General features: G+C 72.9%; 23 protein-coding genes. 12 read left to right on the plus strand and 11 right to left on the minus strand.

The features are described 5' to 3' along the window. Nucleotides 1–73 precede the first annotated feature (73 nt). Nucleotides 74–346 carry a hypothetical protein gene (locus EDD29_RS28745; RefSeq protein WP_123667444.1) on the plus strand — a complete coding sequence of 91 codons (273 nt, stop codon included), beginning with the start codon at nt 74–76 and terminating at the stop codon, nt 344–346. Beyond that, nucleotides 306–2699, plus strand: a complete 2394-nt coding sequence (locus EDD29_RS28750; protein ID WP_123667445.1) for a Tex family protein — start codon at nt 306–308, stop codon at nt 2697–2699. The genes EDD29_RS28745 and EDD29_RS28750 overlap by 41 nt, the downstream gene beginning before the upstream one ends. Nucleotides 2700–2819: 120 nt before the next feature. On the opposite strand, the gene EDD29_RS28755 is transcribed toward EDD29_RS28750, so the two are convergent. Next, a complete protein-coding gene (locus EDD29_RS28755; RefSeq protein WP_123667446.1) occupies nt 2820–4016 on the minus strand; it encodes an MFS transporter in 1197 nt (398 codons plus the stop codon). A 245-nt stretch (nt 4017–4261) separates the two neighbouring features. On the opposite strand from EDD29_RS28755, the gene EDD29_RS28760 reads away from it, so the two are divergent. Beyond that, a complete protein-coding gene (locus tag EDD29_RS28760; protein ID WP_123667447.1) occupies nt 4262–5314 on the plus strand; it encodes a CHAP domain-containing protein in 1053 nt (350 codons plus the stop codon). 91 nt (nt 5315–5405) lie between these two features. Here the strand turns inward: EDD29_RS28760 and leuE are convergent, their stop codons facing one another. Beyond that, entirely contained in the window at nt 5406–6059 is a 654-nt protein-coding gene (leuE, locus tag EDD29_RS28765) for a leucine efflux protein LeuE (RefSeq protein ID WP_123667448.1), read from the minus strand. 107 nt (nt 6060–6166) lie between these two features. Between leuE and EDD29_RS28770 the strand changes: the two genes are divergently transcribed. The 3 genes from EDD29_RS28770 to EDD29_RS28780 all read left to right on the plus strand — a co-directional run bounded on the left by EDD29_RS28770 (nt 6167) and on the right by EDD29_RS28780 (nt 9612). Beyond that, entirely contained in the window at nt 6167–6997 is an 831-nt protein-coding gene (locus EDD29_RS28770) for an ATP-grasp domain-containing protein (RefSeq protein ID WP_123667449.1), read from the plus strand. A 390-nt stretch (nt 6998–7387) separates the two neighbouring features. After that, a complete protein-coding gene (locus tag EDD29_RS28775; protein WP_170201628.1) occupies nt 7388–8593 on the plus strand; it encodes a zinc-dependent alcohol dehydrogenase in 1206 nt (401 codons plus the stop codon). A 56-nt stretch (nt 8594–8649) separates the two neighbouring features. After that, entirely contained in the window at nt 8650–9612 is a 963-nt protein-coding gene (locus tag EDD29_RS28780; protein ID WP_123667451.1) for an aldo/keto reductase, read from the plus strand. A 27-nt stretch (nt 9613–9639) separates the two neighbouring features. Here EDD29_RS28780 and EDD29_RS28785 read toward each other — a convergent pair whose 3' ends face one another. The 4 genes from EDD29_RS28785 to EDD29_RS28800 form a co-directional block, all read right to left on the minus strand. Next, the gene (locus EDD29_RS28785; RefSeq protein ID WP_123667452.1) at nt 9640–10599 is read right to left on the minus strand and encodes a helix-turn-helix domain-containing protein; all 960 of its coding nucleotides are present in this window, start codon (nt 10597–10599) and stop codon (nt 9640–9642) included. A 1-nt stretch (nt 10600) separates the two neighbouring features. Further along, nucleotides 10601–11572, minus strand: coding sequence for a helix-turn-helix domain-containing protein (locus EDD29_RS28790; RefSeq protein WP_123667453.1), 972 nt, complete (start codon nt 11570–11572; stop codon nt 10601–10603). Further along, on the minus strand, nt 11559–12527 hold the full coding sequence (locus EDD29_RS28795) for a helix-turn-helix domain-containing protein (RefSeq protein WP_123667454.1): 969 nt from the start codon (nt 12525–12527) through the stop codon (nt 11559–11561). Before EDD29_RS28795 ends, EDD29_RS28790 begins: the two co-directional genes overlap by 14 nt. 314 nt (nt 12528–12841) lie before the next feature. Further along, the gene (locus EDD29_RS28800) at nt 12842–13180 is read right to left on the minus strand and encodes a hypothetical protein (RefSeq protein ID WP_123667455.1); all 339 of its coding nucleotides are present in this window, start codon (nt 13178–13180) and stop codon (nt 12842–12844) included. Between the two features lie 329 nt (nt 13181–13509). On the opposite strand from EDD29_RS28800, the gene EDD29_RS28805 reads away from it, so the two are divergent. Both EDD29_RS28805 and EDD29_RS28810 read left to right on the plus strand, forming a co-directional pair. Beyond that, nucleotides 13510–14688 (plus strand): NAD(P)/FAD-dependent oxidoreductase, encoded by a 1179-nt coding sequence (locus tag EDD29_RS28805; RefSeq protein ID WP_123667456.1) that lies wholly within the window; start codon nt 13510–13512, stop codon nt 14686–14688. Further along, on the plus strand, nt 14685–15587 hold the full coding sequence (locus tag EDD29_RS28810) for an RNA polymerase sigma-70 factor (RefSeq protein WP_123667457.1): 903 nt from the start codon (nt 14685–14687) through the stop codon (nt 15585–15587). The genes EDD29_RS28805 and EDD29_RS28810 overlap by 4 nt, the downstream gene beginning before the upstream one ends. Nucleotides 15588–15648: 61 nt before the next feature. On the opposite strand, the gene EDD29_RS28815 is transcribed toward EDD29_RS28810, so the two are convergent. From EDD29_RS28815 to EDD29_RS28830, 4 genes are all read right to left on the minus strand, one after another. Beyond that, complete coding sequence (locus tag EDD29_RS28815) at nt 15649–16404, minus strand: SDR family oxidoreductase (protein WP_123667458.1); 756 nt, start codon at nt 16402–16404, stop codon at nt 15649–15651. Nucleotides 16405–16455: 51 nt separating this feature from the next. Beyond that, nucleotides 16456–17097 (minus strand): LysE family translocator, encoded by a 642-nt coding sequence (locus EDD29_RS28820; protein WP_123667459.1) that lies wholly within the window; start codon nt 17095–17097, stop codon nt 16456–16458. A 75-nt stretch (nt 17098–17172) separates the two neighbouring features. Beyond that, entirely contained in the window at nt 17173–17613 is a 441-nt protein-coding gene (locus EDD29_RS47190) for a hypothetical protein (RefSeq protein ID WP_170201629.1), read from the minus strand. Between the two features lie 146 nt (nt 17614–17759). Beyond that, nucleotides 17760–18644: an NADP-dependent oxidoreductase gene (locus tag EDD29_RS28830; RefSeq protein WP_211359973.1), complete on the minus strand. Its 885-nt coding sequence runs from the start codon at nt 18642–18644 to the stop codon at nt 17760–17762. A gap of 76 nt (nt 18645–18720) precedes the next feature. Here EDD29_RS28830 and EDD29_RS28835 point away from each other — a divergent pair, with 76 nt between their 5' ends. Genes EDD29_RS28835 through EDD29_RS28845 form a run of 3 tightly spaced genes read left to right on the plus strand, consistent with a single transcriptional unit; the run spans nt 18721 to nt 20497 of the window. Continuing rightward, nucleotides 18721–19662 carry an AraC family transcriptional regulator gene (locus tag EDD29_RS28835; RefSeq protein ID WP_123667462.1) on the plus strand — a complete coding sequence of 314 codons (942 nt, stop codon included), beginning with the start codon at nt 18721–18723 and terminating at the stop codon, nt 19660–19662. 41 nt (nt 19663–19703) lie between these two features. Continuing rightward, nucleotides 19704–20030 (plus strand): hypothetical protein, encoded by a 327-nt coding sequence (locus EDD29_RS28840; protein WP_123667463.1) that lies wholly within the window; start codon nt 19704–19706, stop codon nt 20028–20030. Beyond that, nucleotides 20027–20497, plus strand: a complete 471-nt coding sequence (locus EDD29_RS28845) for a GNAT family N-acetyltransferase (protein ID WP_123667464.1) — start codon at nt 20027–20029, stop codon at nt 20495–20497. Before EDD29_RS28840 ends, EDD29_RS28845 begins: the two co-directional genes overlap by 4 nt. A gap of 25 nt (nt 20498–20522) precedes the next feature. On the opposite strand, the gene EDD29_RS28850 is transcribed toward EDD29_RS28845, so the two are convergent. Then, a complete protein-coding gene (locus EDD29_RS28850; RefSeq protein WP_170201630.1) occupies nt 20523–21287 on the minus strand; it encodes a TetR/AcrR family transcriptional regulator in 765 nt (254 codons plus the stop codon). Nucleotides 21288–21345: 58 nt separating this feature from the next. Here EDD29_RS28850 and EDD29_RS28855 point away from each other — a divergent pair, with 58 nt between their 5' ends. After that, nucleotides 21346–22191: an alpha/beta hydrolase gene (locus EDD29_RS28855; RefSeq protein WP_123667466.1), complete on the plus strand. Its 846-nt coding sequence runs from the start codon at nt 21346–21348 to the stop codon at nt 22189–22191. Nucleotides 22192–22204: the final 13 nt, after the last annotated feature.

A 22204-nucleotide genomic window follows, 5' to 3' on the forward strand; every position in this document is an offset into this window, starting at 1 on the left:
GCTCTTAACAGGCAAGCCATTGCCCCCCTTAATGGGAAGTGGCCCGACGAACTCCACTCCAGAGAGGTGCCAAGTGATCTTCGCCCTGGTCTTCTTCGCCGCCCTCGCGATCCTCGGCCCGCGCTTCGGCGCGGACTCCCGGGACTCCCGCGACTGGGCCCCGTCCCGTGCCTTCGCCCGGCGCAGGCACGTCGCCTCCGAGGTCCCCGCCGAGACCTCCGTCCGGACCGGTGGCGAGACCGCCGTCGAGACCGGTGGCGGCGATCCGGGTGACGGCGACGCCGCGGAGCCGGAAGAATACGCGCATGAGCGTGAGCGTGCCGGGCATTCACCGGCGTATTGCTGAGGAGCTGGGAGTTCGGGAGCGGCAGGTCGAGGTGACCGTCGAGCTGCTCGACGGGGGATCGACCGTGCCCTTCATCGCCCGGTATCGCAAGGAGGTGACCGGCGCCCTCGACGACACGCAGCTGCGCACCCTCGAGGAGCGGCTGCGCTACCTGCGCGAACTGGAGGAGCGCCGCGCCGCAGTCCTCGAGTCCATCAAGAGCCAGGGCAAGCTGGACGAGGCCCTGGAGGCGCAGATCCTCCAGGCCGACTCCAAGGCCCGCCTGGAGGACCTCTACCTCCCCTACAAGCCCAAGCGCCGCACCAAGGCCCAGATCGCCCGCGAGAACGGCCTCGAGCCGCTCGCGCTGACCCTTCTCGAAGACCCGACCCAGGACCCGAAGGCGCTCGCCGAGGGTTACCTCGGCGAGAACGTCGCCGACGCGGCCGCCGCCCTGGAGGGCGCCCGCGCGATCCTCGTGGAGAAGTTCGCCGAAGACGGCGACCTCATCGGCGAGCTGCGCGAGCGCATGTGGGGCCGGGGCCGCCTCCTGTCCCGCGTGCGCGAGGGCAAGGAGGAGGCCGGAGCCAAGTTCTCCGACTACTTCTCCTTCGACGAGCCGTTCACCAAGCTCCCCTCGCACCGGATCCTCGCCCTGTTCCGGGGCGAGAAGGAGGAGATCCTCGATCTCGTCCTGGAGCCGGAGGAGCCCGTCGAGAGCGGGCCGAGCACCTTCGAGCAGAGCATCGCGCGGCGGTTCGAGGTCAACGACCGGGGCCGCCCCGCCGACAAGTGGCTCCAGGACGCCGTCCGGTGGGCCTGGCGGACCCGCATCCAGGTGCACATCGGCATCGACGTGCGGACCCGGCTGTGGCAGGCCGCCGAGGACGAGGGCGTGCGGGTGTTCGCCGCGAACCTCCGCGACCTCCTGCTCGCCGCCCCCGCGGGCACCCGCGCGACCATGGGCCTCGACCCCGGCCTGCGCACCGGCGTGAAGGTCGCCGTGGTGGACGCCACGGGCAAGGCCGTCACCACCGAAACGATCTACCCGCACGAGCCGCGCCGCCAGTGGGACGCGTCTCTCGCGGTGCTGGCCAAGCTGGTCAAGGAGCACAACGTCGAGCTCGTCGCCATCGGTAACGGCACGGCGTCCCGGGAGACGGACAAGCTCGCGGGCGAACTCGCCAAGCTCGTGCCGGGCATCACCAAGATCATGGTGTCCGAGGCGGGCGCCTCGGTGTACTCGGCGTCGGCCTACGCCTCCCAGGAACTGCCGGGCATGGACGTCTCGCTGCGCGGGGCCGTCTCGATCGCCCGCCGGCTCCAGGACCCGCTGGCCGAGCTCGTCAAGATCGACCCGAAGTCGATCGGCGTCGGGCAGTACCAGCACGACCTGTCGGAGACCAAGCTGTCGCGGTCGCTCGACGCGGTCGTCGAGGACTGTGTGAACGCGGTCGGCGTGGACGTCAACACCGCGTCGGTGCCGCTGCTCACCCGGGTCTCCGGCATCGGCCCCGGCCTCGCGGACAGCATCGTCGCCCACCGCGACGACAACGGCCCGTTCCGCACCCGCAAGGCGCTCAAGGACGTCGCGCGGCTCGGCCCCAAGGCGTTCGAGCAGTGCGCGGGCTTCCTCCGGATCCCCGGCGGCGACGACCCGCTGGACTCCTCGGCCGTCCACCCCGAGGCGTACCCGGTCGTCCGGCGGATCCTGGAGGGCACCGGCGCGGACCTCAGGTCCCTCATCGGCAGCTCGGCCCTGAAGCAGGTCAGGCCGCAGGACTACGTGGACGACAAGTTCGGCCTCCCGACCGTCACGGACATCCTTGCGGAGCTGGAGAAGCCGGGGCGCGACCCCCGTCCGGCGTTCAAGACCGCGGCGTTCAAGGACGGCGTGGAGAAGCTCACCGACCTCGAGCCGGGGATGCTGCTGGAGGGCGTCGTCACCAACGTCGCGGCGTTCGGCGCGTTCATCGACGTCGGCGTCCACCAGGACGGGCTCGCGCACGTGAGCCAGCTCTCGAACACGTTCGTGAGCGACCCGCGCGACGTCGTCAAGCCCGGCGACGTGGTGCGCGTCAAGGTCCTGGAGGTCGACCTCCAGCGCAAGCGGATCTCCCTGACCCTCAAGCTCGACGAGGACGCCCCGCGGCCCCGTCAGGGCGGCCAGGAGGGCCGGGAAGGCCGGGGCGACCAGCGCGGTGGCGGACGGCCCCGCGGCGGCGGCCAGGGCGGTCAGGGCGGCCGCGGCGGCCAAGGTGGCCAAGGTGGCAAGGGCGGCGGTCAGGGCGGCAAGGGCGGGGGCGGCGGACGCCGTGAGCCCGCGCCGGGCGGGGCGCTCGCCGACGCGCTGCGCCGCGCGGGCCTCGCCTAGCGCGCCGGAGAGAACGGAAAGGGCCGGGGCGTGAAGCCCCGGCCCCAGGACGCCGTCAGGTGACGGCCCGGCCCCCGCCGGGCCCTGACCGGGCGGCGTCCTCCGTGTCCGGAGTGCCGCCTAGGCGGCTTTGGCGGCGAGCGCGCCGCGCGTGGGCACGACCCGCCACAGCAGGGCGCCGACGCCCGCGAGCAGCAGGCCGACCGCGCCGGCGAGCAGGAAGCCCCAGCCCGCGCCCGCCTCGTCGATGACCCAGCCGCTGAGCGGGCCGCCGACCGCCAGGCCCAGCGTCAGCGCGGTGGACTGGAGGCCCATCGCCTCGCCCCGGCCGGCGTCCGGGACCCGGTGGCTCAGCGCGTCGACGACCGAGGCCATCGACGGGGCGCACAGCAGGCCCGCCGGGATCAGCGCGAGGGCCAGGAACCGCCAGTCGCCGACGAAGCCGACCGGGGCCGTCGTGAGCGCCATGAGGCCGACGACGACGAACGGGGAGGCGCCCTTCTTCAGGGTGCCGTAGACCAGGCCGCCGATGAGCGACCAGGCGCACCAGAGGCCGATGACCAGACCGGACCAGGAGGTCGCGCCGGCGTCCTCCAGGATCGCCACCATCGACAGCTCGGTCGCGGTGACCACGAAGGTGCCCGCGGCCGAGGCGGCGAGCAGGGCGAAGACCGCGGGGCCCAGCCACTCGCGGCGGCGCGGCGGGACCTCGGCGACGGCCGCCGGGCCCGCCGAAGGATCGCGGGTGGGCGGGTTCAGGCGGTACATCGCCGTGCCCGCGCCGACCAGGCCGATGCCGACGGCCGCCATCGTCCAGTGGCTGCCCAAGGAGGCGCTCGCGGCGACGGCCACGGCCGGGCCGATCATGTAGGAGATCTCGGCGAGCACGGAGTCCAGCGAGTAGGCGGGACGGCGCTGCTCGCCCGGGACCATCACCGAGATGCACTGGCGCATCAGGCCCATGACGGGGATCGCGAAGAGACCCGACAGAAGGGCGCCGACGAGCAGGGCCGCGTAGGGGAGGAACGAGGCCGACAGCCAGAAGGCGAGCTGGACGACCGTCGTCACCCCGATGACGGGGCGCAGTCCGTAGCGGTCGATGAACCGCCCCGCGACGGGCGCGCCGATCGCGATGCCCAGGGTGGCGCCCGCGCCGACGAGGCCCGCCTGGAACCACCCGAGCCTCAGCTCGTGGACCACGTACATGGTCAGGGTGAGGCCTGCGGCGTTCACGGGGATGCGGGCGAAGATCCCGACAAGCATGAGGGCGCGGACCCCCGGCAGGGCCAGCACCCGCCGGTAAGGCTCTACGGACATCTGATTCATTACCTCCGACGTCACAGTGTGCCATCTGTGTCGCACGTGTTACACCGCGGGCCCGTTTTGTCCGGACTGTCGGCTTGACCGGACGAAAACGAACCTGTGACCGTCACGCGACTGGCTGTTTCCACGCACACGTATCTCGTCGTTCCGCTTGCCCCCACGCGTTACCGCCACTACATTCTTCCGAGATCGACCCGTGATCAACCCCCGAAGGTTGCGGCAACGCCGAGGAGTACTACGTGGATGCGGTAGGCCAGAAGCTCCTGGACCTCGCTCAGAGCGAGCTGGGCTACAGCGAAGGCGCGGGCGGGTACACGAAGTTCGGCGACTGGTGGACCAAGAAGGTCGACGGCGACGCCTACTACAAGACCGCGCCGTGGTGCGACATGTTCCTCGCCTGGGCCGCCGACAAGGCCGGGGTCACCGAGTGGGTCGGCCAGTTCGCCGCCACCCGCGACCACGCCCAGTGGTTCAAGGCGCAGGACGCCTGGGGCACCACCCCCGAGCCGGGCGCCCTGGTGTTCTTCAACTGGTCCGGGTCCAAGGACCTCGAGTCGATCCAGCACGTCGGCCTCGTCAAGGAGGTCAAGAACGGCAAGATCATCACGATCGAGGCCAACACGCACGACGTCATCGCCGTCCGCGAGCGCGACTCCTCCGACATCGTCGGCTACGGCTACCCGTCCAAGGTCGAGATCGGCGGCATGACCTTCGCCGAGACCGTCGCCGCCGCCGAGGCCAAGGCCAACGCGGTCGACGCGGTGACCGGCCAGGGCTACACGCCCAAGCACGCCGGTCCCGCCCCGACCGTCACCGAACTCGCCGCGCCGGACGCCGCGTCCGCCGCCCTCACCGGGCAGTCGCTCCCGGACGGCGCCGGCGCGCACGACCTCCCGATCAAGGAGGCCGCGCTCACGGGCGTCGTCGGCATCGCGGTCCTCGCGGTCCTCGCGATCGGCATGGCCAAGGTGGCCGCCGCCCGCGTGCCCGCCGCCGTCGCCGCCACCCCCAAGCCCCAGGTGCGCAAGCGCGGGCGCCACCACCGCACCTCCGGCGCCCCGCCCGTCGCGCTGCCCGCCGAGATGACCCACTACGACCTCGACGACGCCGAGTCCGGCACGCTGCTGATGCCCGCGATCACCGCGGAGGTCGCCCAGCAGGCCGAGGACCGCGAGTTCTGGGGCCGGATCGAGCACCTCAAGGAGGACGAGGAGCTCAACTTCTGGACCGACCTGCACACCTCGGTCACCGCGGTCCCGGAGGGCACCACCACCATCGCCGGACGGCGCTGACCGTCCGGAGCAGATCCCTGGGGATGAGGGAACAGAAGGGGTGCGGACCCACCGGTCCGCACCCCTTCGCTTTGCCCTGCTTTTCGCCCGATCAGCTCACGGAGGACGTCGCCAGCTTCGCCGCGAATCCCAGGAACCCGACGCCGACGGCGCTGGTGGCCGTCGCCGAGATCCGCTTCCGCCGCCGGAACGCCTCGGCCAGCCGGGTCCCACCGAAGATCAGCAGGCTCAGATAGGCCCCGCTGAAAACCTGCATGATCACCGCGAGGACCAGGAACGACAGCGCGGGCGCCGGATAGGCCGGGTCCACGAACTGCACGAAGAACGAGATGAAGAACAGGATCGCCTTCGGGTTCAGCAAGCTGATCACCAGCGCCTTGCGGAACGGACTGCGCTCCGGCACCCCCACCGGCTTCGCCTCGGCGACGACGGGCGCGTGCCGCTCCCGCCACATCCCCCAGGCCGCCCGCAGCATCCCGAACGCCAGCCACGCCAGATACGCGCCGCCGAGGTACTTCACCACCGAGAACACCGCGGCGTTGGCCTTGAGCAGTGACGCCACCCCGGCCGCCGACGCGACCATGAGCACCGTGTCCCCCACGAACACCCCTGCCGCCGCCCGATAACCCCCGCGCACCCCGTCCCGCGCCGCGACGCTCAACGTGAACAGCGAGTTCGGACCCGGCAGCAGCACGATCAGAAACGCGCCCAGGGCATAAGTGGTGATATCCGTAACGCCAAACATGCCAACGAGTGTGCCATGACGCCCCCCTTGCTCCGCCGCCAGACCAGGACCGACAGGGACATAGTCCACGGTAACCTCGGCGCCCGGAGAACGACCAAGGAGTGATCATGTCGGCGGCGCGCCCCCGCATCCTGTACGTCACCGACCTCGCCTACCCGGCCCGCGGTCGCCGCTACTGCGACGAGGACATCCTCCTCACCTCCCGGCTCCGCGCCCATTTCACCCTCGCCCTCTGCCACCCCCAGGACGCGCGCGCCCTCATGGACGACCACGACGCCGTCGTCATCCGCAACAGCGGCCCCGTCCTCCACTACCAGACCGCCTACGACTCCTTCCGGGCCCACGCCCTGGCCACCCGCGCCCGCGTCTACAACCCGGTCACCGGCAAGGGCGACATGGCGGGCAAGCAGTACCTCCTGGACCTCACCACCGCGGGCCACCCCGTCATCCCCACGGTCGACGGCCTGGCCGACTTGGCCCGGCTGCCCGCCTCGGAGTCTTACGCCGTGAAGCCCAAGCAGGGCGCCGACTCCATCGGCCTGGAGTTCGTCCCACCCGCCCGCCTCCCCACCCTCGACCTCACCGACGTCCTCATCCAGCCCAAGATCGACTTCGTCCACGAGATCTCCTTCTACTTCGTGGACCACGCCTTCCAATACGCCCTCTACGCCCCGGACCCCTCCCGCCGCTGGGACCTGATCCCCTACCCGGCGACGGAGGCCGACCTGGAATTCGCCCACCGCTTCATCACCTGGAACGCCCTCCCCCACGGCATCCAGCGCGTCGACGCCTGCCGCACCCCCGACGGCGCCCTCCTCCTCGTCGAACTGGAGGATCTGAACCCCTATCTCTCCCTCGACGCCCTCGACGCCCCCACCCGCGAGTCCTTCATCTCCGCCTTCACCGCCTCCCTCCGCGCTTTCACGACCGCGCCCTGAAACCGCGGGTCGCCCGGCTCGGTCACCTCGGCCGACACCGGGGGCGCGAGCGCCCTCGCCGACGAGGCGGCCCGCAAGCATCCCGCCCTCATTCCCCTCGACGAGCCCGGCCCGGTCATCGACACGACCCCGCAGGCGGAGGCCGTGCGGCCGTCCGACGAACTCCGCGACCGAAGCGGAGCCCACCCGGCCTCTGCGGCTGCCGCTCCACTGCGGCACCGCCGCCTCCTCGTCGCGTTCCTCTTCGTCGGCGTGAGCGGCCTCCCCGCCCTCGCCTCCCGGGCGGCGCCGTGCACGGCCGGGGCGGTGGGGGCTCCGGGAGGCCCGGGGTTACCGTGAAAGGGTCGAGGAGGCGGGATGCCACTTTCACGATTTCGGCCCTATGGCACCGTGCGGCAGCTGGTCACGACCGATCCGCGCGACCTGGCCGCCGCGTCGCAGGCGCTCTTCGGCTGGAGCGCCGGGCAGCGGGCGTCCAGACTGCGTGAGGCCGCCACGGTGGCGGCGCTGGAACAGGTCAGGCCCCGGCGGGAGCGGATGCGGGCGCTGGTCGCGGGGCAGGACGGTCGGCTGGCCTGGCGTCGGGTGCTCGCGCCCCCGCCACCGGGCCCGCTGGGCGCCACCGTCCATCCGATCGCCATGGCCACCTGCGATCTGGACCGGGCGCTGGTGCTCGGCCGCACTCCGTTCCCACGACCGCTGCAGCTCGGTCATGAGTGCGTGGCCGAGGTGGTGGCGGTCGGCTCGCGGGTGCGCACCGTGCGGGTGGGCGACCGGGTGGTGGTCCCCTTCGAGATCAGCTGCGGGGAGTGCGGCGCCTGCCGGACCGGGCTCACCGGGAGCTGCCGCGCCGTGCCGCCCGCGTCGATGTACGGTTTCGGGCTGGCCGGCGGGCACTGGGGCGGCGCCTACGCCGACCTGGTCGGGGTTCCGTTCGCCGACGCCATGCTCGTTCCGCTTCCCGAGGGCGTTCCGCCCGCCGCGGCGGCGAGCCTGGCCGACACCGTCTGCGACGGCTTCCGGCACGTGGCCCCGCACCTGCCGCGGCTGCTGGAGCGCGACCCCGACGCCGAGGTCCTGATCATCGGCGCGCTCCCCGCCCGGTACCCGTTCAGTGTCAGCACGGCCCTCTACGCCGGGTTGACGGCCCGGTCCATGGGAGCCCGCCGGGTCACCTTCTGCGACGCCCGCGGCCAGGTGCGCGAGGAGGCGGCCCGGCTGGGTCTGGAGGCGATCCGCCCCGCCGAACTCCGCCGCCGCGACCTGGCGCCGCTGGTGGTGGACATCAGCGGGTCCCCGCGGGGCATGCGGACCGCGCTGGCCAAGACGGCGCCCGACGGCGTGTGCAGCAGCGTGGGGACCCTGCGCCACTCGGCCCGGATCCCCGCGAGCCTGCTCTTCATCCGGAACGTGACCCTGCACATCGGCCGGGCCCACACCCGCACGCTCATCCCCCGGGTGCTCGAACTCGTCACCACCGGAGCGCTCCGCCCCGAGACCGTGACGACCCGGCTGGCCGACCTCGACGACGCCCCCGAAGTCCTCACCGACCACATGGCCACCGACGCCACCAAGACCGTCCTCACCACCGGCTGACGCCGGGTCTCCGATCGTCGGTGTTCGGCGTCAGGTGGGGTGGGGATGATCGGGACATGGAGATGAGGGAGCTGGGGACACAGGGGCTCGTGGTGTCGGCGATCGGTTACGGGGCGATGGGGATCTCGTCGTTCTACGGCGCCGGGGACGCCGAGGGGGGCGCCGAGGCGATCCGGCGGGCCCACGATCTCGGCGTCACCCTGTTCGACACGGCGGAGATGTACGGGTGGGGGGAGAACGAGCAGGTCGTCGGGAAGGCGGTCGCCGGGTTCCGGGACGAGATCGTGCTGGCGACGAAGTTCGGCGTCACCCGGGAGTTCGGGACCGACAGCCGGCCTGAGCACATCCACGAGGTCTGCGACCACAGCCTTCGGCGTCTCGGGGTGGATCGGATCGACCTCTTCTACCAGCACCGGGTGGATCCGGACGTGCCGATCGAGGAGGTCGCGGGGGCCGTCGGGGAGCTGGTCGAGGCGGGGAAGGTGCAGTACTTCGGGCTCAGCGAGGCCGGGCCGGAGACGGTGCGGAAGGCGCACGGAGTGCTGGCGGTGTCGGCCTTGCAGACCGAGTACTCGCTGTTCGAGCGGGACGCGGAGCGGGTGTTCCCGGTGCTGCGGGAGCTCGGCATCGGGTTCGTGGCGTATTCGCCGCTCGGGCGCGGGTTCCTCACCGGGGCGGCCAAACCGGCGGCCGACTACGACGCCTCCGACATGCGGTCGTTCGATCCGCGGTGGCAGCCGGGGAACTTCGAGAAGAACGTCGAGGCGACCCGGGCGCTGGCCGGGCTCGCCGAGGGCAAGGGGGCCACCGTCTCGCAGCTCGCGCTGGCGTGGCTGCTCACGCGCGGGCCGCAGATCGTGCCGATCCCCGGAAGCCGCAAGCCCGGCCGCGTCGCGGAGAACACCGCGGCGGCCGATCTCTTCCTCACCGAGGACGACCTGGAGCGCATCGACCAGATCCTCCCGCACGGCGGCTTCGGCGCCCGCTACGTCGACTCGATGCTTCCCACCTGGACGTGACGGGGCACGCGGTGGTGGGCGGGCGCGTCAGGCCGAGGGCGTCGGGGCGGCGCGCCATGCGCTCGGGGTGGTCCCGAAGGCGTCGCGGAATCCGCGGGTGAAGTGGGCCGGATCGCCGAACCCCCAGTGGCGGGCGATCGCGTCGGTGGTCCGGTGGGCGTGCTCGGGCGCGGCCAGGTCGCGCCGGGCGCCTTCGAGGCGCAGGTGGGTGATCCACCGCTCGAGGTCGAGGCCGTTGTCCTCGCAGAGCCCGTGGAGGGCGGAGACGGTGAGGTTGTGGCCCGCGGCGATCCGGTCGGCGGTGAGATCCGCGTCGGTCAGGTTGCCGCGAACGTAGGCGAGGATGCGGGTGAAGCGGGTCTCCTCCGCGACGTCGTGCCGGGCGGGACCGCCGGCGGCGGAGGCGACGAGGGCGCGGAGGAGCGCGAGCACGGTGTCGCCGAGCGCGTCCGCGCCGGGTTCGACGGCGAGGCGGTCGGCGTCGGCGTGCAGGCTGTGCATGTGGGAGAGCAGCAGCGGGGCGATGTCGCTGTGGGGTGTCAGGGCGACCGCGGTACGGATCATCCGGTCGGGCAGGCCCAGCACGTCGGCGTCGAGCATGAGCCCGAGGCTCCGCCCGGTCCCGGACCAGCGCCATTCCCACGGACCGGTGGCCTTGCTGGCGATGGCGAGGCCGTCGGCGGTGAGCCGCCGCTGCCGTCCGTCCCAGGCGAAGCCCCCTTCGCCGTGGAGCTGGGTGAGGATGGAGACGGTGTTCCAGGAGTCCCGGCGCAGGTGCTTCGGGGTCTGCCAGTACCGCATGCCCGACCCCTCGGTGCGGAACAGGGTGACGGGCCCGAACCGCCAGGACGCGAGGCGCTTGCGGAATCCGCGGTCGCCGTCGAGCTCGTGCGCGACGCCGCAGGCTCCGGTCTCGGCGGTCGCCATGGCCTGGTAGGCGTCGACCCGCTCGTCGGGCGGGAGGTCGTCGGTGTCGAGCAGAAGCATGTCAGTCTCCGGCGGTCGGCGAAGTGGCGGTGGCGCGCCAGGCGCGCGGGGTGGTCGCGAAGGCCTCGCGGAACCTGCGGCTGAAGTGGGTGGGGCTGGTGAACCCCCAGGAGCGGGCGACGGCCTCGATGGTGCGATGGGCGTGCTCGGGCGCGGCGAGGTCGCGCCGGGCGCCTTCGAGACGGCGGCGGATGATCCACTGTGCGAGCCCCAGACCGTGTTCGTCGCAGAGGCGGTAGAGGGATCTGAGCGAGATGTTGTGGACCGCCGCGACCCGGGCGGGCGTCAGGTCGGGGTCGGTGAGATGCGCCCGGACGTAGGCCAGCACGCGGTCGAAGCGGGTCTCCTCGGCGATCTCGCGGCGGGTGTCCGGCGGTGCGCCCACCGAGGCGATGAGCGCGCGGACCAGGGAGAGCGTCGCCTGGCCGAGGTCGTCCGCGACGGGCCCCTCCGTGATCTGGTCGGCGCCGCGGCGCAGGGCCCGCATGTGGTCCAGCAGCAGCGGGGTGACGGGGCTGTGGGCGACGTGCGGAGCGGCGGTGTGGATCATGCTGTCGGGCAGGCCCACGTGGGCGGCGTCGGCGAGCAGGCAGAGGGTGGCGCCGGTCCCGGTCCAGTTGACCTCCCAGTAGCCGGCGGACTTGTTGGTGATGGCGAGGTCGCGGGCGGCCATGTCCTGTTGGTGGTCGTTCCAGATGAATCCGCCGCGGCCTGCGGGCACGGTGACGATCGAGACGGTGTTCCAGGAGTCCTGGCGCAGGTGGCGTGCGGTCTGCCAGTAGCGGAAGCCGCTGCCCGAGGTGTGGTACAGGGCGAAGGGCGCGAAGTGCCAGGACTTGATGCGTTTGTGCACGTGGCCGTCGGCGCCGGGCTCGTGGTCGATCGCGCAGCTGCCGGTCTCGGTCACCACGGCTTCGCGATAGGCGTCGACCCGGTCTGCGGGGGGAACGCCGTCGGTGTCAAAGAGCAGCACGGTCGTCTCCCTGCCGCCGCGCCTCGGTCGGCGTGAGGCCGAAGGCGCCGCGGAACCTGCGGGCGAAATGGGTCGGGCTGGCGAACCCCCAGGAGCGGGCGACGGCCTGGACCGTGCGATGGGCGTGCTCGGGCGCGATCAGGTCGCGGCGCGCCCCCTCGAGACGGCGGCGGATGATCCACTGTTCGAGGCTGAGTCCGTTGTCGTCGCACAGGCGGTAGAGGGATCTGAGCGAGATGTTGTGGACCGCCGCGACCCGGGCGGGCGTCAGGTCGGGGTCGGTGAGATGCGCCCGGACGTAGGCCAGCACGCGGACCAGGAGGGTCTCGTCGCCGACCGCGCGCCGCGTGCGGTCGTCGGTGGCGACCGAGGCGATGAGGGCGCGCACGAGGGAGAGCGTCGCCTGGCCGATGTTCTCCGCGCCCGGATCCCCCTCCAGCCGGTCGGCGTCGCGGCGCAGGGCGTGGATGTGGTTCAGCAGGACCGGGGTCACGGGGCTCCGGGCGATGCGCGGCACGGCGGTGTGGATCAGGCTGTCGGGAAGCGCGATCTGCTCGGCGTCGATCATGAAGGCGATGGTCGAGCCGGGGCCGGACCAGTTGCGCTCCCAGTAGCCGGCGGACTTGGTGGTGACGAACAGATCCTTCGCCGTGATGGTCTGCCGGTAGTCGTTCCAGATGAACCTGCCGTGCCCGGTGGCCTGGGTCAGGACCGAGATGGTGTTCCAGGAGTCCATGCGCAGGTGCCGCGAGGTCTGCCAGTAGCGCATGCCCGTACCGGAGTTGAAGTACATGGCGACGGGCCCGAACCGCCACCCCTCCAGCCGCTTGGCGATGTGGCCGTCGGGGCCGGGCTCGTGCTCCACGGCGCAGCTGCCGGTCTGACCGAGCACGGTCGCCTGGTAGACCTCGATCCGGTCCTGCGGCCGGACGTCGGCGGTGTCGAGGAGAAGCACATATTCCTCCCTGGCACGCGACGGACGAGCGGCGGTACCGAGAATCACGAGGCTGACCGGGACGAACGCGTCCCTTACCCCGGATTCTCACGGATCCTCCGGTGCGCTGCCCAGCCCCGCGGGACCGGCGCCCGTCCCGTCCCCAGGGCGACGGGCCAGGCCACGGCCGGTGTCCGCGGGCGGCGTGCCCGTCCGAACTGGCAGCCAGGGGCAGTGCCTTGGCGCGCACGGGTAAGACCGATGGCCCCGGCCGGACGCGTTCGCGCCGGATGCCCGTTTTCGGGGCACCCGGCGCGGTCCGGAGCAGCGGTCTGTCAGTGGTGGTGGCGGCACCACCAGGAGAAGCCGTCGTTGTAGCCCTTCACCCAGCCCCTCGTGTAGGCGTCCTTCTTCCCTGAGGAGTAGCTGCGCTGGGAGCTCTTCTTGCTGCAGGTGCGGTGGGCGTCCTTGACGCCCTGGCGGTAGCCGTCTCGGTAGCCCCTGTTGTATTGCCGGTTCTTCTTGGGCTTGACCTTCTCCACGGTTTCGACGCCCGTGACCACGCTGGTCTTCTGCGCGGACGCCTGGACGGCGGCGGCCGTGGCGGCGTGGGCCGGCGCGAAGGCGAGTCCGGCGAGGAGAGCGGTTCCTACCAGCAGGTTCTTGGGATTCATCAAGGTCCCCCATCGAGATGGCTCGTGCCGGATGGACCGGCGACGGTGCCCTCCGGCGTGCGGACAAAATGCACAGATAACTATGGACGGCACATTTCACGATAAATCGAACAATGCACGCCACGCCAAGGGTCCGGCGGTAAAGAAAATCTTGCGAAATCGCCCATCGAGCAGGCGATTGGACCGGCGACGATCCCCGCGAATCCGCGCTCGCCGCCCCGCCTCACCCCTGTGACACGGGTCACCTCGGCGTCATGTCACAGCGGCGGGGCCGAGTCCATCTGGTGGGTGTCGGCGACACGGAGTCGGCGGCGCCTGAGGAGGCGGAGATGGACGTGCGGAACGGACACCGGGTGGTCGTGCTGGGCGCCGGGTACGCGGGCATGGCGGCCGCGGTGCAGCTCGCGGCCCGGCTGAGGAAGCGGGACGGGGTGCGGGTCTCGGTGGTGAACGGCAGCGAGGTGTTCACCGAGCGGATGCGGCTGCACCAGGCCGGGACGGGATGGGCGCCCGCCGGGCACCGCATCCCGGACGCGCTCGCGGGCACCGGGGCCGAGTTCGTCCGGGCCCGGGTGACGGCGGTGGACGCCGCGGCCCGGCTCGTGCGCACCGAGGCCGGGACGGCGCTGTCTTACGACACCCTCGTCTACGCGCTCGGCTCCGTCACCGACACCACCGAGGTGCCCGGCGCCGCGGACCACGCGTTCGCCCTCGACGGGCCCGCCGAGGCGGCCCTGCTCGCGGCGCGGCTCGACGCGCTGGCCGAAGGCACGGTCGTCGTCGCGGGCACCGGCCTCACCGGGATCGAGACCGCGGCGGAGATCGCCGAGAGACACCCCCGGCTCGGCGTCGTCCTTCTCGGCAGGCAGGAGCCCGGCGCGGGGATGCACCCGCGCGCCAGGAAGCACCTCCAGGACGCGCTCGCCCGCCTCGGCGTCGAGGTGCGCACGGGCGAGGCGGTGAAGGTGCTCCCCGACGCCGTCGTCCTCGCCGACGGGACGGAGGTGCCCTCCGACGCCGTCGTCTGGACGGGCGGCACCCGGGTCGCACCGCTCGCCGAAGCCGCCGGGTTCGCCGTCGACGGGCGGGGCAGGATCGTCACCGACGCGGCGCTCCGCTCGGTGTCCCACCCCGAGGTGTACGCGGTGGGCGATGCCGCGGCGGTCCGGCAGAATTACGGCATGATGCACGGAACCTGCCAGAGCGGTATGCCGACCGGGGTGCACGCGGCTCTCTCCATCGTCCGGAGCCTCGGTGGCAGGGCGCCGGAACCGTTCCGGTTCGGGTACTTCCACATTCCGGTGAGCCTGGGCCGCGCGGACGCCGTCGTGCAGTTCACCCGTCCCGACGGCACGCCGCGCTCGGCCTTCCTGACGGGCCGCGCGGCGGTCCGCTACAAGGAGACGGTCATCGCCTCGCCCTGGCCGACGTTCCTGCGCATGCGCCGGATGCCCGCTTCCGGCGCCTTCTGGACGCGCGGCGGCCGGGCCACCCGGGGCGTCCGATGACCGGCCCGACGACCGGGCAGCAGGTGTTCGAGCAGCACCGGGGACTCCTGTTCTCCGTCGCCTACCGGGTGCTGGGCACCGCGGCGGACGCCGAGGACGCCGTCCAGGACGCCTGGCTCCGGTGGACCGCGGCCGACCGGTCCGCGGTCGCCGATCCAAAGGCGTACCTGGCGCGGACCACGGCGAACCTGGCCCTGGAGAAGCTGCGCTCGGCGCACGTGCGGCGCGAGTCCTACGTCGGCCCGTGGCTCCCGGAACCCGTCCTGACCCGCGAGGAGGCGCCGGACGCCGACACCGTCTCGGTCGCGCTGCTCGTCGTGCTGGAGACGCTGAGCCCGCTGGAGCGCGCGGTGTTCGTGCTGAGGGAGGTCTTCGCCTTCGAGTACGCGGAGATCGCCGAGGCCGTCGCGCGGTCGGAGGCCGCGGTCCGGCAGGCGGCGCACCGGGCGCGCGAGCACGTCCGCGCGCGGCGGCCGAGGTTCACCGCCGACAGGGCGGTCCAGCGGGACGTCACGGAACGGTTCCTCGCGGCGGCGGGCGGCGGCGACATCAACGCCCTCATGGACCTGCTGTCCCCGGACGTCGCCCTGTGGACGGACGGCGGCGGCAAGGTCCGCCAGGCGCTCAAGCCCGTCCTCGGCGCGGAGCGGGTCGCCGCGTGGTTCGCGGGCGTGGCCCGCCGCCCCTACGAGGGCGTCGCCCCCGAAGAGATGAGCGTCGGGGTCGTGACCCTGAACGGCGCGCCCGCCCTGGTGTTCCGCGCGCCGGACCGGGTGCTGGCGACCGTCAGCCTCGACGTCGGCCCGGACGGCCGCATCACCGCGCTGCACAATCTCGCCAACCCCGACAAGCTCACCGCCGTCGCCTCGGGCGTGCTCCACGACCTGGACCCCGCCTGACCTTCCCCGGACGCCCGGGGGAGGTCGAGGCGAGTCTTCTCGCCCTCTTCGGGAGGGTCTCCTAGGCGTTACCGGTGGTCTTCAGCCAGTCGGCGAAGGAGGTGCGGCCCAGGTCTGCGGGGCCGTCCGGGACGAGGCTGCCCGCTTCGAGCGTCGAGCCGAAGTACTCCGCGTCCGGGTCGGCGACCACCTCGCGGGAGTCGCCTTTCGCGCGGAGGGCGGCGCGGACGACCTCGTCGAAGCGGAGCCTGTCCGGTCCGGCGACCTCCACGAAGCCGTCGCGCGGCGGGGCCGTCGCGGCGCGCGCGACCGCCTCGGCGACGTCGGCGGCGGCCATCGGCTGGAACGCGACGGGCGGCACGGGCACCGTGGCGCCGCCTTGGGCCGCGGTGTCGGCGATCCCGCCGAGGAACTCGAAGAACTGGGTGGCCTGCACGATCGTGTACGGAATGCCGGACGCCTCGATCAGCTTCTCCTGCGCCCTTTTGCCCCGGAAGTAGCCGTTGTCCGGCAGCCGCGACGTCCCCACGATCGACAGTGCCACATGGTGGCCGACGCCCGCCTCCGCCTCGGCCGCGAGCAGGTTCCCGGTCGACGCGGTGAAGAACGCCAGCACGTCCGCGGGCTCGAACGACGGCGAGTTCGCCACGTCGACCACCACGTCGGCGCCGCGCAGCGCGGCGGCGACGCCCTCCCCGGTGACCGCGTTCACGCCGCTCGACGGCGACGCGGCGACCGCCTCGTGCCCCTGCTCCGCGAGCCTCGCGACGACCTGCCGCCCGATCAGCCCGCTGCCCCCGATGACCACGATCTTCATTTTCGCCCCCCCTTCTTGCGTTCTCTCCCTCTCGCCTCCGGTCTACTCCCGTCAGACGGGGGCGGGGGCGCGGTCGGTGGCCATCCGGACGGCGAAGGCGGCCAGGACGGAGCCCGTCACCCGGCGCTGGATCGTCAGCCAGAACGGGCGCGCGGACAGGAACGCGGACAGCGACCCGGCTATGAGGACGAACAGGCCGTTGAAGAAAACCGCCACAACGATCTGCACCAGCGCGAGCAGAAGGCTCTGGAGCGCCACGTCGCCGCGCTCGGGCTCGACGAACTGGGGCAGCAGCGACACGTAGAGGATCGCGATCTTCGGGTTGAGGAGCGAGGTGACGAACCCCATCGTGAACAGCCGCCGGGGCCGGTCGGGCGCGAGCTCGCGCGGCGCGAACAACGAGCGTCCGCCGGGGCGCAGCGCCTGCCAGGCCAGCCAGCCCAGGTAGGCGGCCCCGGCCAGCTTGAGCGCGACGTAGAGCACGGGCACGAGCGCGAAGACCGCCATGAGCCCTGCCGTCACCGCCACCGCGTACAGCCCGAACGCGCAGGCCACGCCGGCCAGCGAGATGAGCCCGGCCCGCCGCCCCTGGGCGACCGACCGCGACACCAGGTACACCATGTTCGGGCCGGGCGTCAGCACCATTCCCAACGCGACGAGCGCGATCCCCAGGACCGCTCCGAAATCCACCATGGTCACCACGCTCCTCCCGGAACCCACGCGGACACCAGGTCCAATCAGGACAAATGGCCTGCCCATCCGGCCTGGTCAGCCACGGCGGAAACGCTCGTGCGCGGCCTGTTTGGAGATGCCCATGGCGTCGCCGACCTCGGACCAGGAGGCGCCCGACTCACGCGCCCGGTCGACGGCCTGGTCGAGCAGGACGCGCTGCCAGCGCTCCATCCGGGCGAGCAGCGCGACGGCGGCGACGGGCCGCTCCCCCGCGAGCTTCATGATCTGCTCGCCGAGCACGTTCGACTTGATCACGAGTTCCTTGGGCGGCGCCGCGGCGAGCAGCGGCGGCACGTGCCTGCTCCACCACTGGTACTCCGCGCCCTCCACCCCCTCGGGCGTCGCCGGGTACCGCCGCCGGTCCGTCCACCCGCACGAGCAGACCGCCTGATATCCGGCGGGCGCGCTCGCCCCTTCGGCGAACAGGGCGGCGGCACGGCCTTCGTGCCCGGGCAGATCCGGAAGGCTCAATGTCATGGTCGTCAAGAATCCCTGACGATGAGCCTTCGCGCAACCCGAATCGTCAAGGTCTCCTGACGGATACGCGGGCGGCACCGAGCCCGTCAAGGCGACCCGACCGTGCCGAGCCGCCCACCGCCGGGGCTCCCGGCTGCGCGCGCCCCTCAGGGGACGATGAGGATCTTGCCGCGCACGGCGCCCCGTTCGCTCCGGGCGTGGACCTCCGGGAGTTCGGTGAGCGGAAGGGTCTCGGCGATGTCGACGGTGAGGGCGCCCGCGTCGATCAGGGAGACGAGCCGGGCCAGGACCGCCGGGTCGTTGCGGGCCGCGAAATGGGGGTGGCCGGGGATCGGGGCCGCGGCGGAGACCGCGCGGCCGCCCGGCCGGAGGAGGGAGGGGAGCGCGGCGGCCTCCTCGGGGGGCGCGGGGACCAGGTTGATCAGGACGTCGAAGCCGCCGGGCAGGGCCCGCGCGGTGTAGTCCACGACGCGGTCCGCTCCCTGGGCCAGGACCGCCTCGGCGCTGCGCGGGCTCGCGGTGGCCGTCACGAACGCGCCGCGCGACTTGGCCAGCTGGACGGCGAAGCCGCCGATCCCGCCGCCCGCCCCGTTGATGAGGACGTGCTCGCCCTCCCCCACCGCGGCGTGCTCGACGACGGCCTGCCATGCCGTCAGGCCGGCGACCGGGATCGCCGCCGCGTGGGCGAGCGGCGGCGCGGCGGGGGCCGCGACGAGTTCCGCGGCCTTCGCGACCGCGTGACCGGCCGCTCCTCCGCCCGCGTCGACCCGGGCCAGCACCCGGTCGCCCGCCGACCACCGGCCCGCGCCGCGCACGACGGTCCCCGCGACGTCCCATCCCGGCGTGTACGGCAGGTCGAGCGGGAGCATCGCCCGCAGCAGCCCCGCGCGCAGCGCCGCCTCGGTCGGATTGAACGAGGTCGCGGCGACCTCGACGAGCACCTCTCCCGGTCCGGGCTCCGGGACGGGGACCCGCTCGATCCGGATGACCTCGGGCGGGCCGTACCGGGTGAACCTCGCTGCGTTCATCATGGGTCCGACCCTAGGGAGGGGTGACGAGACGCTGAATGCCGAGAAGTCTCGACTTCTTGCGCCATAGTCTCGCCGCATGGACTTTGTCAGTGACGTGGTCGCCGTGATGCGCGCGGGACGGCCCAGTTCCGCCCTCGTCGCCTGGCATGCACCCTTCGGGCAGTTCTTCCCTGAAGTCCCCTATGCCGCCGGATTCCAGATCGTCGTCGCGGGCACACCCTGGCTCGTGCCGCCCGTCGGCGATCCCGTCCGGCTCGACGAAGGCGACCTCGTGTTCTTCCCGCACGGGCACGGCTACGGACTCGCCGACTCTCCTTCCCGGCCGATGGCCGCGCCGGTCTGCGACCCGGAGACCGGTCGGCCCCTGCTCGTCTCCGACACCGTCGGCGACGGCGACGGACCCGCCACCGTCACCCTGTGCGGCGGCTACCGGCTCGCGCCCGGCCGGGTGCATCCGCTGCTGGGCGGCATGCCCGACGCGGTCAGGCTCTCCGCGGGACGGCATCCGCGGCTCGGCACCGCCATCGCCCTGCTCCGCGCCGAGGCCGAGTACCCCACTCCGGGCTCCGAGACGGCGGTCCTCGCCCTGCTCGACCTGCTGCTGGTGTACATCCTGCGCGCCTGGTCCGCCGAGCAGCCGGACGGCATCGGCTGGGCCGCCGCCCTCCGCGACCCGGCCGTCAGCGCCGCCTTGAGCGCGCTGCACGACGATCCTGCCCGCGCCTGGACCGTGCGGACGCTGGCCGAGGCGTCCGGGCTCTCCCGGGCCGCGTTCGCGCGCCGCTTCACCGCCCTCGTCGGGCGCCCGCCGCTCGGCTACCTGACCTGGTGGCGGATGACCCTCGCCGCCCGCCTCCTGCGCGACACCGACACCTCCCTCGCCCACGTCGCCGCCCGGACCGGCTACGCCTCGGAGTACTCCCTCTCCCACGCCTTCAAGCGTGCGCACGGCGTCGCCCCCGGCCGCTACCGCCGCGTCCCCGACCCTTACCCGGAGCCGTCGGCGGGGCCGCGATAAATCCGTTGGCCGGATCGAGGGGCGGACGTAGGGTCCTCGGCATGGCGATGGCGAAGAAGGGCTCGCGGCTGATCGAGGTGGGCGGGACGGGGTTCCGGTGGAAGGTGCGGAGGCGGCCCACGTACTGCCAGGCGATGGGGTGGACTCCGCTGACGTTCGTGGTGGAGAGGGCCGAGGAGCCCAGGTCACGCCTGGTGGTGACGCTGCCCAGGGCGCATCCGGGGAACTGGCTCGAGCCGCCCACGGCGGCGGTGACGCCCTCGATGGTGATCGCGGCGGTCGCGGAGGGGATCGAGCGGGGCTGGCGGCCGTGTGAGGGCGGTCCGGGATCCTTGCTGGAGCTGGGCGAGAGCGCGGTGCGCGGGTGAAGGCGCGGTGGGCCGAAGCGCGGGACCTCGGGGTGCTGCCCGGGATCGAGGCGAGCGGCGACGCGCTGTTCGCGGAGGCCGGGATCGTGTTCGAGGCCGGGCCGACCGTCATCGAGCAGGTGGCCGGGACGGCGCGGGTGCTCGTCGTGGGCGATCCGCCGCTCGGGTTCGCGGCGCTGTCCGACGTGGACGGCCTGCCCTATCTGGAGCAGATCTCCGTGGCCGCCGACCGGCTCGGCAAGGGGTTCGGGGCCGTGCTGCTCCGGGCCGCCATCGCGGAGTCCGGCGATGGCCTCACCCTGCTCACCTTCCGCGACGTGCCGTGGAACGGCCCCTGGTACCGGCACTTCGGCTTCGAGGAGCTGCCACCCTCCGCGTGGGGCCCGCGGCTCCGGGAGCACTGGCAGGCCGAGATCGACGCGGGTCTGCACGAGCTCGGCCCCCGGCTCGCGATGCGCCGCCCCTGACTCCGGCACGCGGGACGAGCGCCGGTCACGGGGACGCCGCGCCCGCGAGGAGGAGCAGGACCGCGTTGTGGAGTTCGGCGCGGGCGGTGCGTTCCAGGTAGGTGCCCTCCTCCGGGAGAGGGGCCGGCCTCGGGGCGGCGCCCAGGGCCGCGGAGAGGGGGAAACGGCCGGGGAAGTCGGGGGCGGCTTCCTGGAAGGCGGCCGAGTGGGTCGCCCACCAGGTGGCCTCCGGCAGGGTCCGTTCGGCGTGGCGGGCGTCGCCGATGAGGCGGCCGGTGTTGCGGGCCAGGGCGAAGAGGGCGGAGACGACGGCGCGGGCGCGATCGGCGGGGAGGAAGAGCGGCTCCAGATGGGCGAGCAGCGATTCCAGGACGGCCTGCTCGTGCGGGCCGAGGACGGGACGGGCCCAGGAGACCTCGGTGAGCCAGTGGTGGCGGGCGTAGAGGTCGGCCAGGGCGTCGGCCCACGCGCGGACACGGGCTGACGGGTCGGGGCCCGCGAGGTCGGGGAACTCGGCGTGCACGCGGTCGTACATCAGCCGCAGCAGGGCCTGCTTGTTCGCGACGTGCGAGTAGAGCGCCATCGGGGTGCAGCCGAGCCGGTCGGCGACGAGGCGCATCGAGAGCGCGGGCGAGTCCCGGTCGTCGGCGAGGGCGATCCCGGCGCCGAGGATCGCGTCGAGGGTGAGGGACGCCTTGCGGCCGGGACCGCGCGGCGTCTGCGCGCCCGGACGGCGCCACAGCAGCTTGAGCAGTTCCGCGTCGTCGGCGGCGCCGGGCCGAGTCGCCATGATTCCCCTACGGTGTACGGTAATAATTTCTCTACACCGTATACCAATAGGAGGACCCATGCCCGACCTGCCGGTGCGCCTGTCCGACGGCTCCACCCTCACCGCGACGATCCGCGGTTCCGGACCCGCCGTTCTGCTCCCCGTCCGCACCTCCCCGCACGACCCGGAGACGGCCGCCGCCATGCGCGCCTGGGGTGCGGAGCCCGACCTCGGCAGGCTCCTCGCCGAGGCGCTCGCCGCCGACTTCACCGTCGTCACCGCCGACTACGAGGGCCACCGGATGAGCGTCCCCGGCGCCCTCACCCCCGACCAGCTCGCCGCCGATCTCCTCGCCGTCGCCGACGCCGCGGAAGCCGACGCCTTCGCTTACTACGGCTACTCGTGGCTCGCCCTCGCCGGACTCCAGCTCGCCCTCCGCACGGACCGCCTCTGGGCCCTGGCCATGGGCGGCTACCCGCCCGCCGAAGGCCCCTACGCCGCCATGCTCGCCGTCACCCGCGCCGCCCACGCGAAGGCGACGAACCCGCCTCCCGCTACCGCGCAGGAGGTCGTCCCCGGAGACTGGGACACCGTCCAGGCCGCCCCCGACCCCGCCGTCACCCGCCAGTTCGTCACCCTCTACGAGGCGCTCCAGGGCTTCGACGACACCGCCGCCGGCCGCGCCCTCACCGTCCCCCGCCTCGCCTTCGCCGGGTCCGACGACGACATCGCCTACGGCCCCGGCTGGGGCGACACGACGGTCCGCATCGCCACCGCCCTCACCGCCCACGACGTCTCCCTCACCGCCCAAGGCTGGACCGTCGCCCTCCTGCCCGGCCTCGACCACCTGACCGCGATGCTCAGCACGAACGTCCTCCCCCTGCTCCACCCCTGGCTGAAGGCCCACGCCCCCACCCGCCCCTGAGCCGCCGCACCCG

It is taken from the genome of Actinocorallia herbida, from assembly GCF_003751225.1.
Classification (GTDB): Bacteria; Actinomycetota; Actinomycetes; order Streptosporangiales; family Streptosporangiaceae; genus Actinocorallia; species Actinocorallia herbida.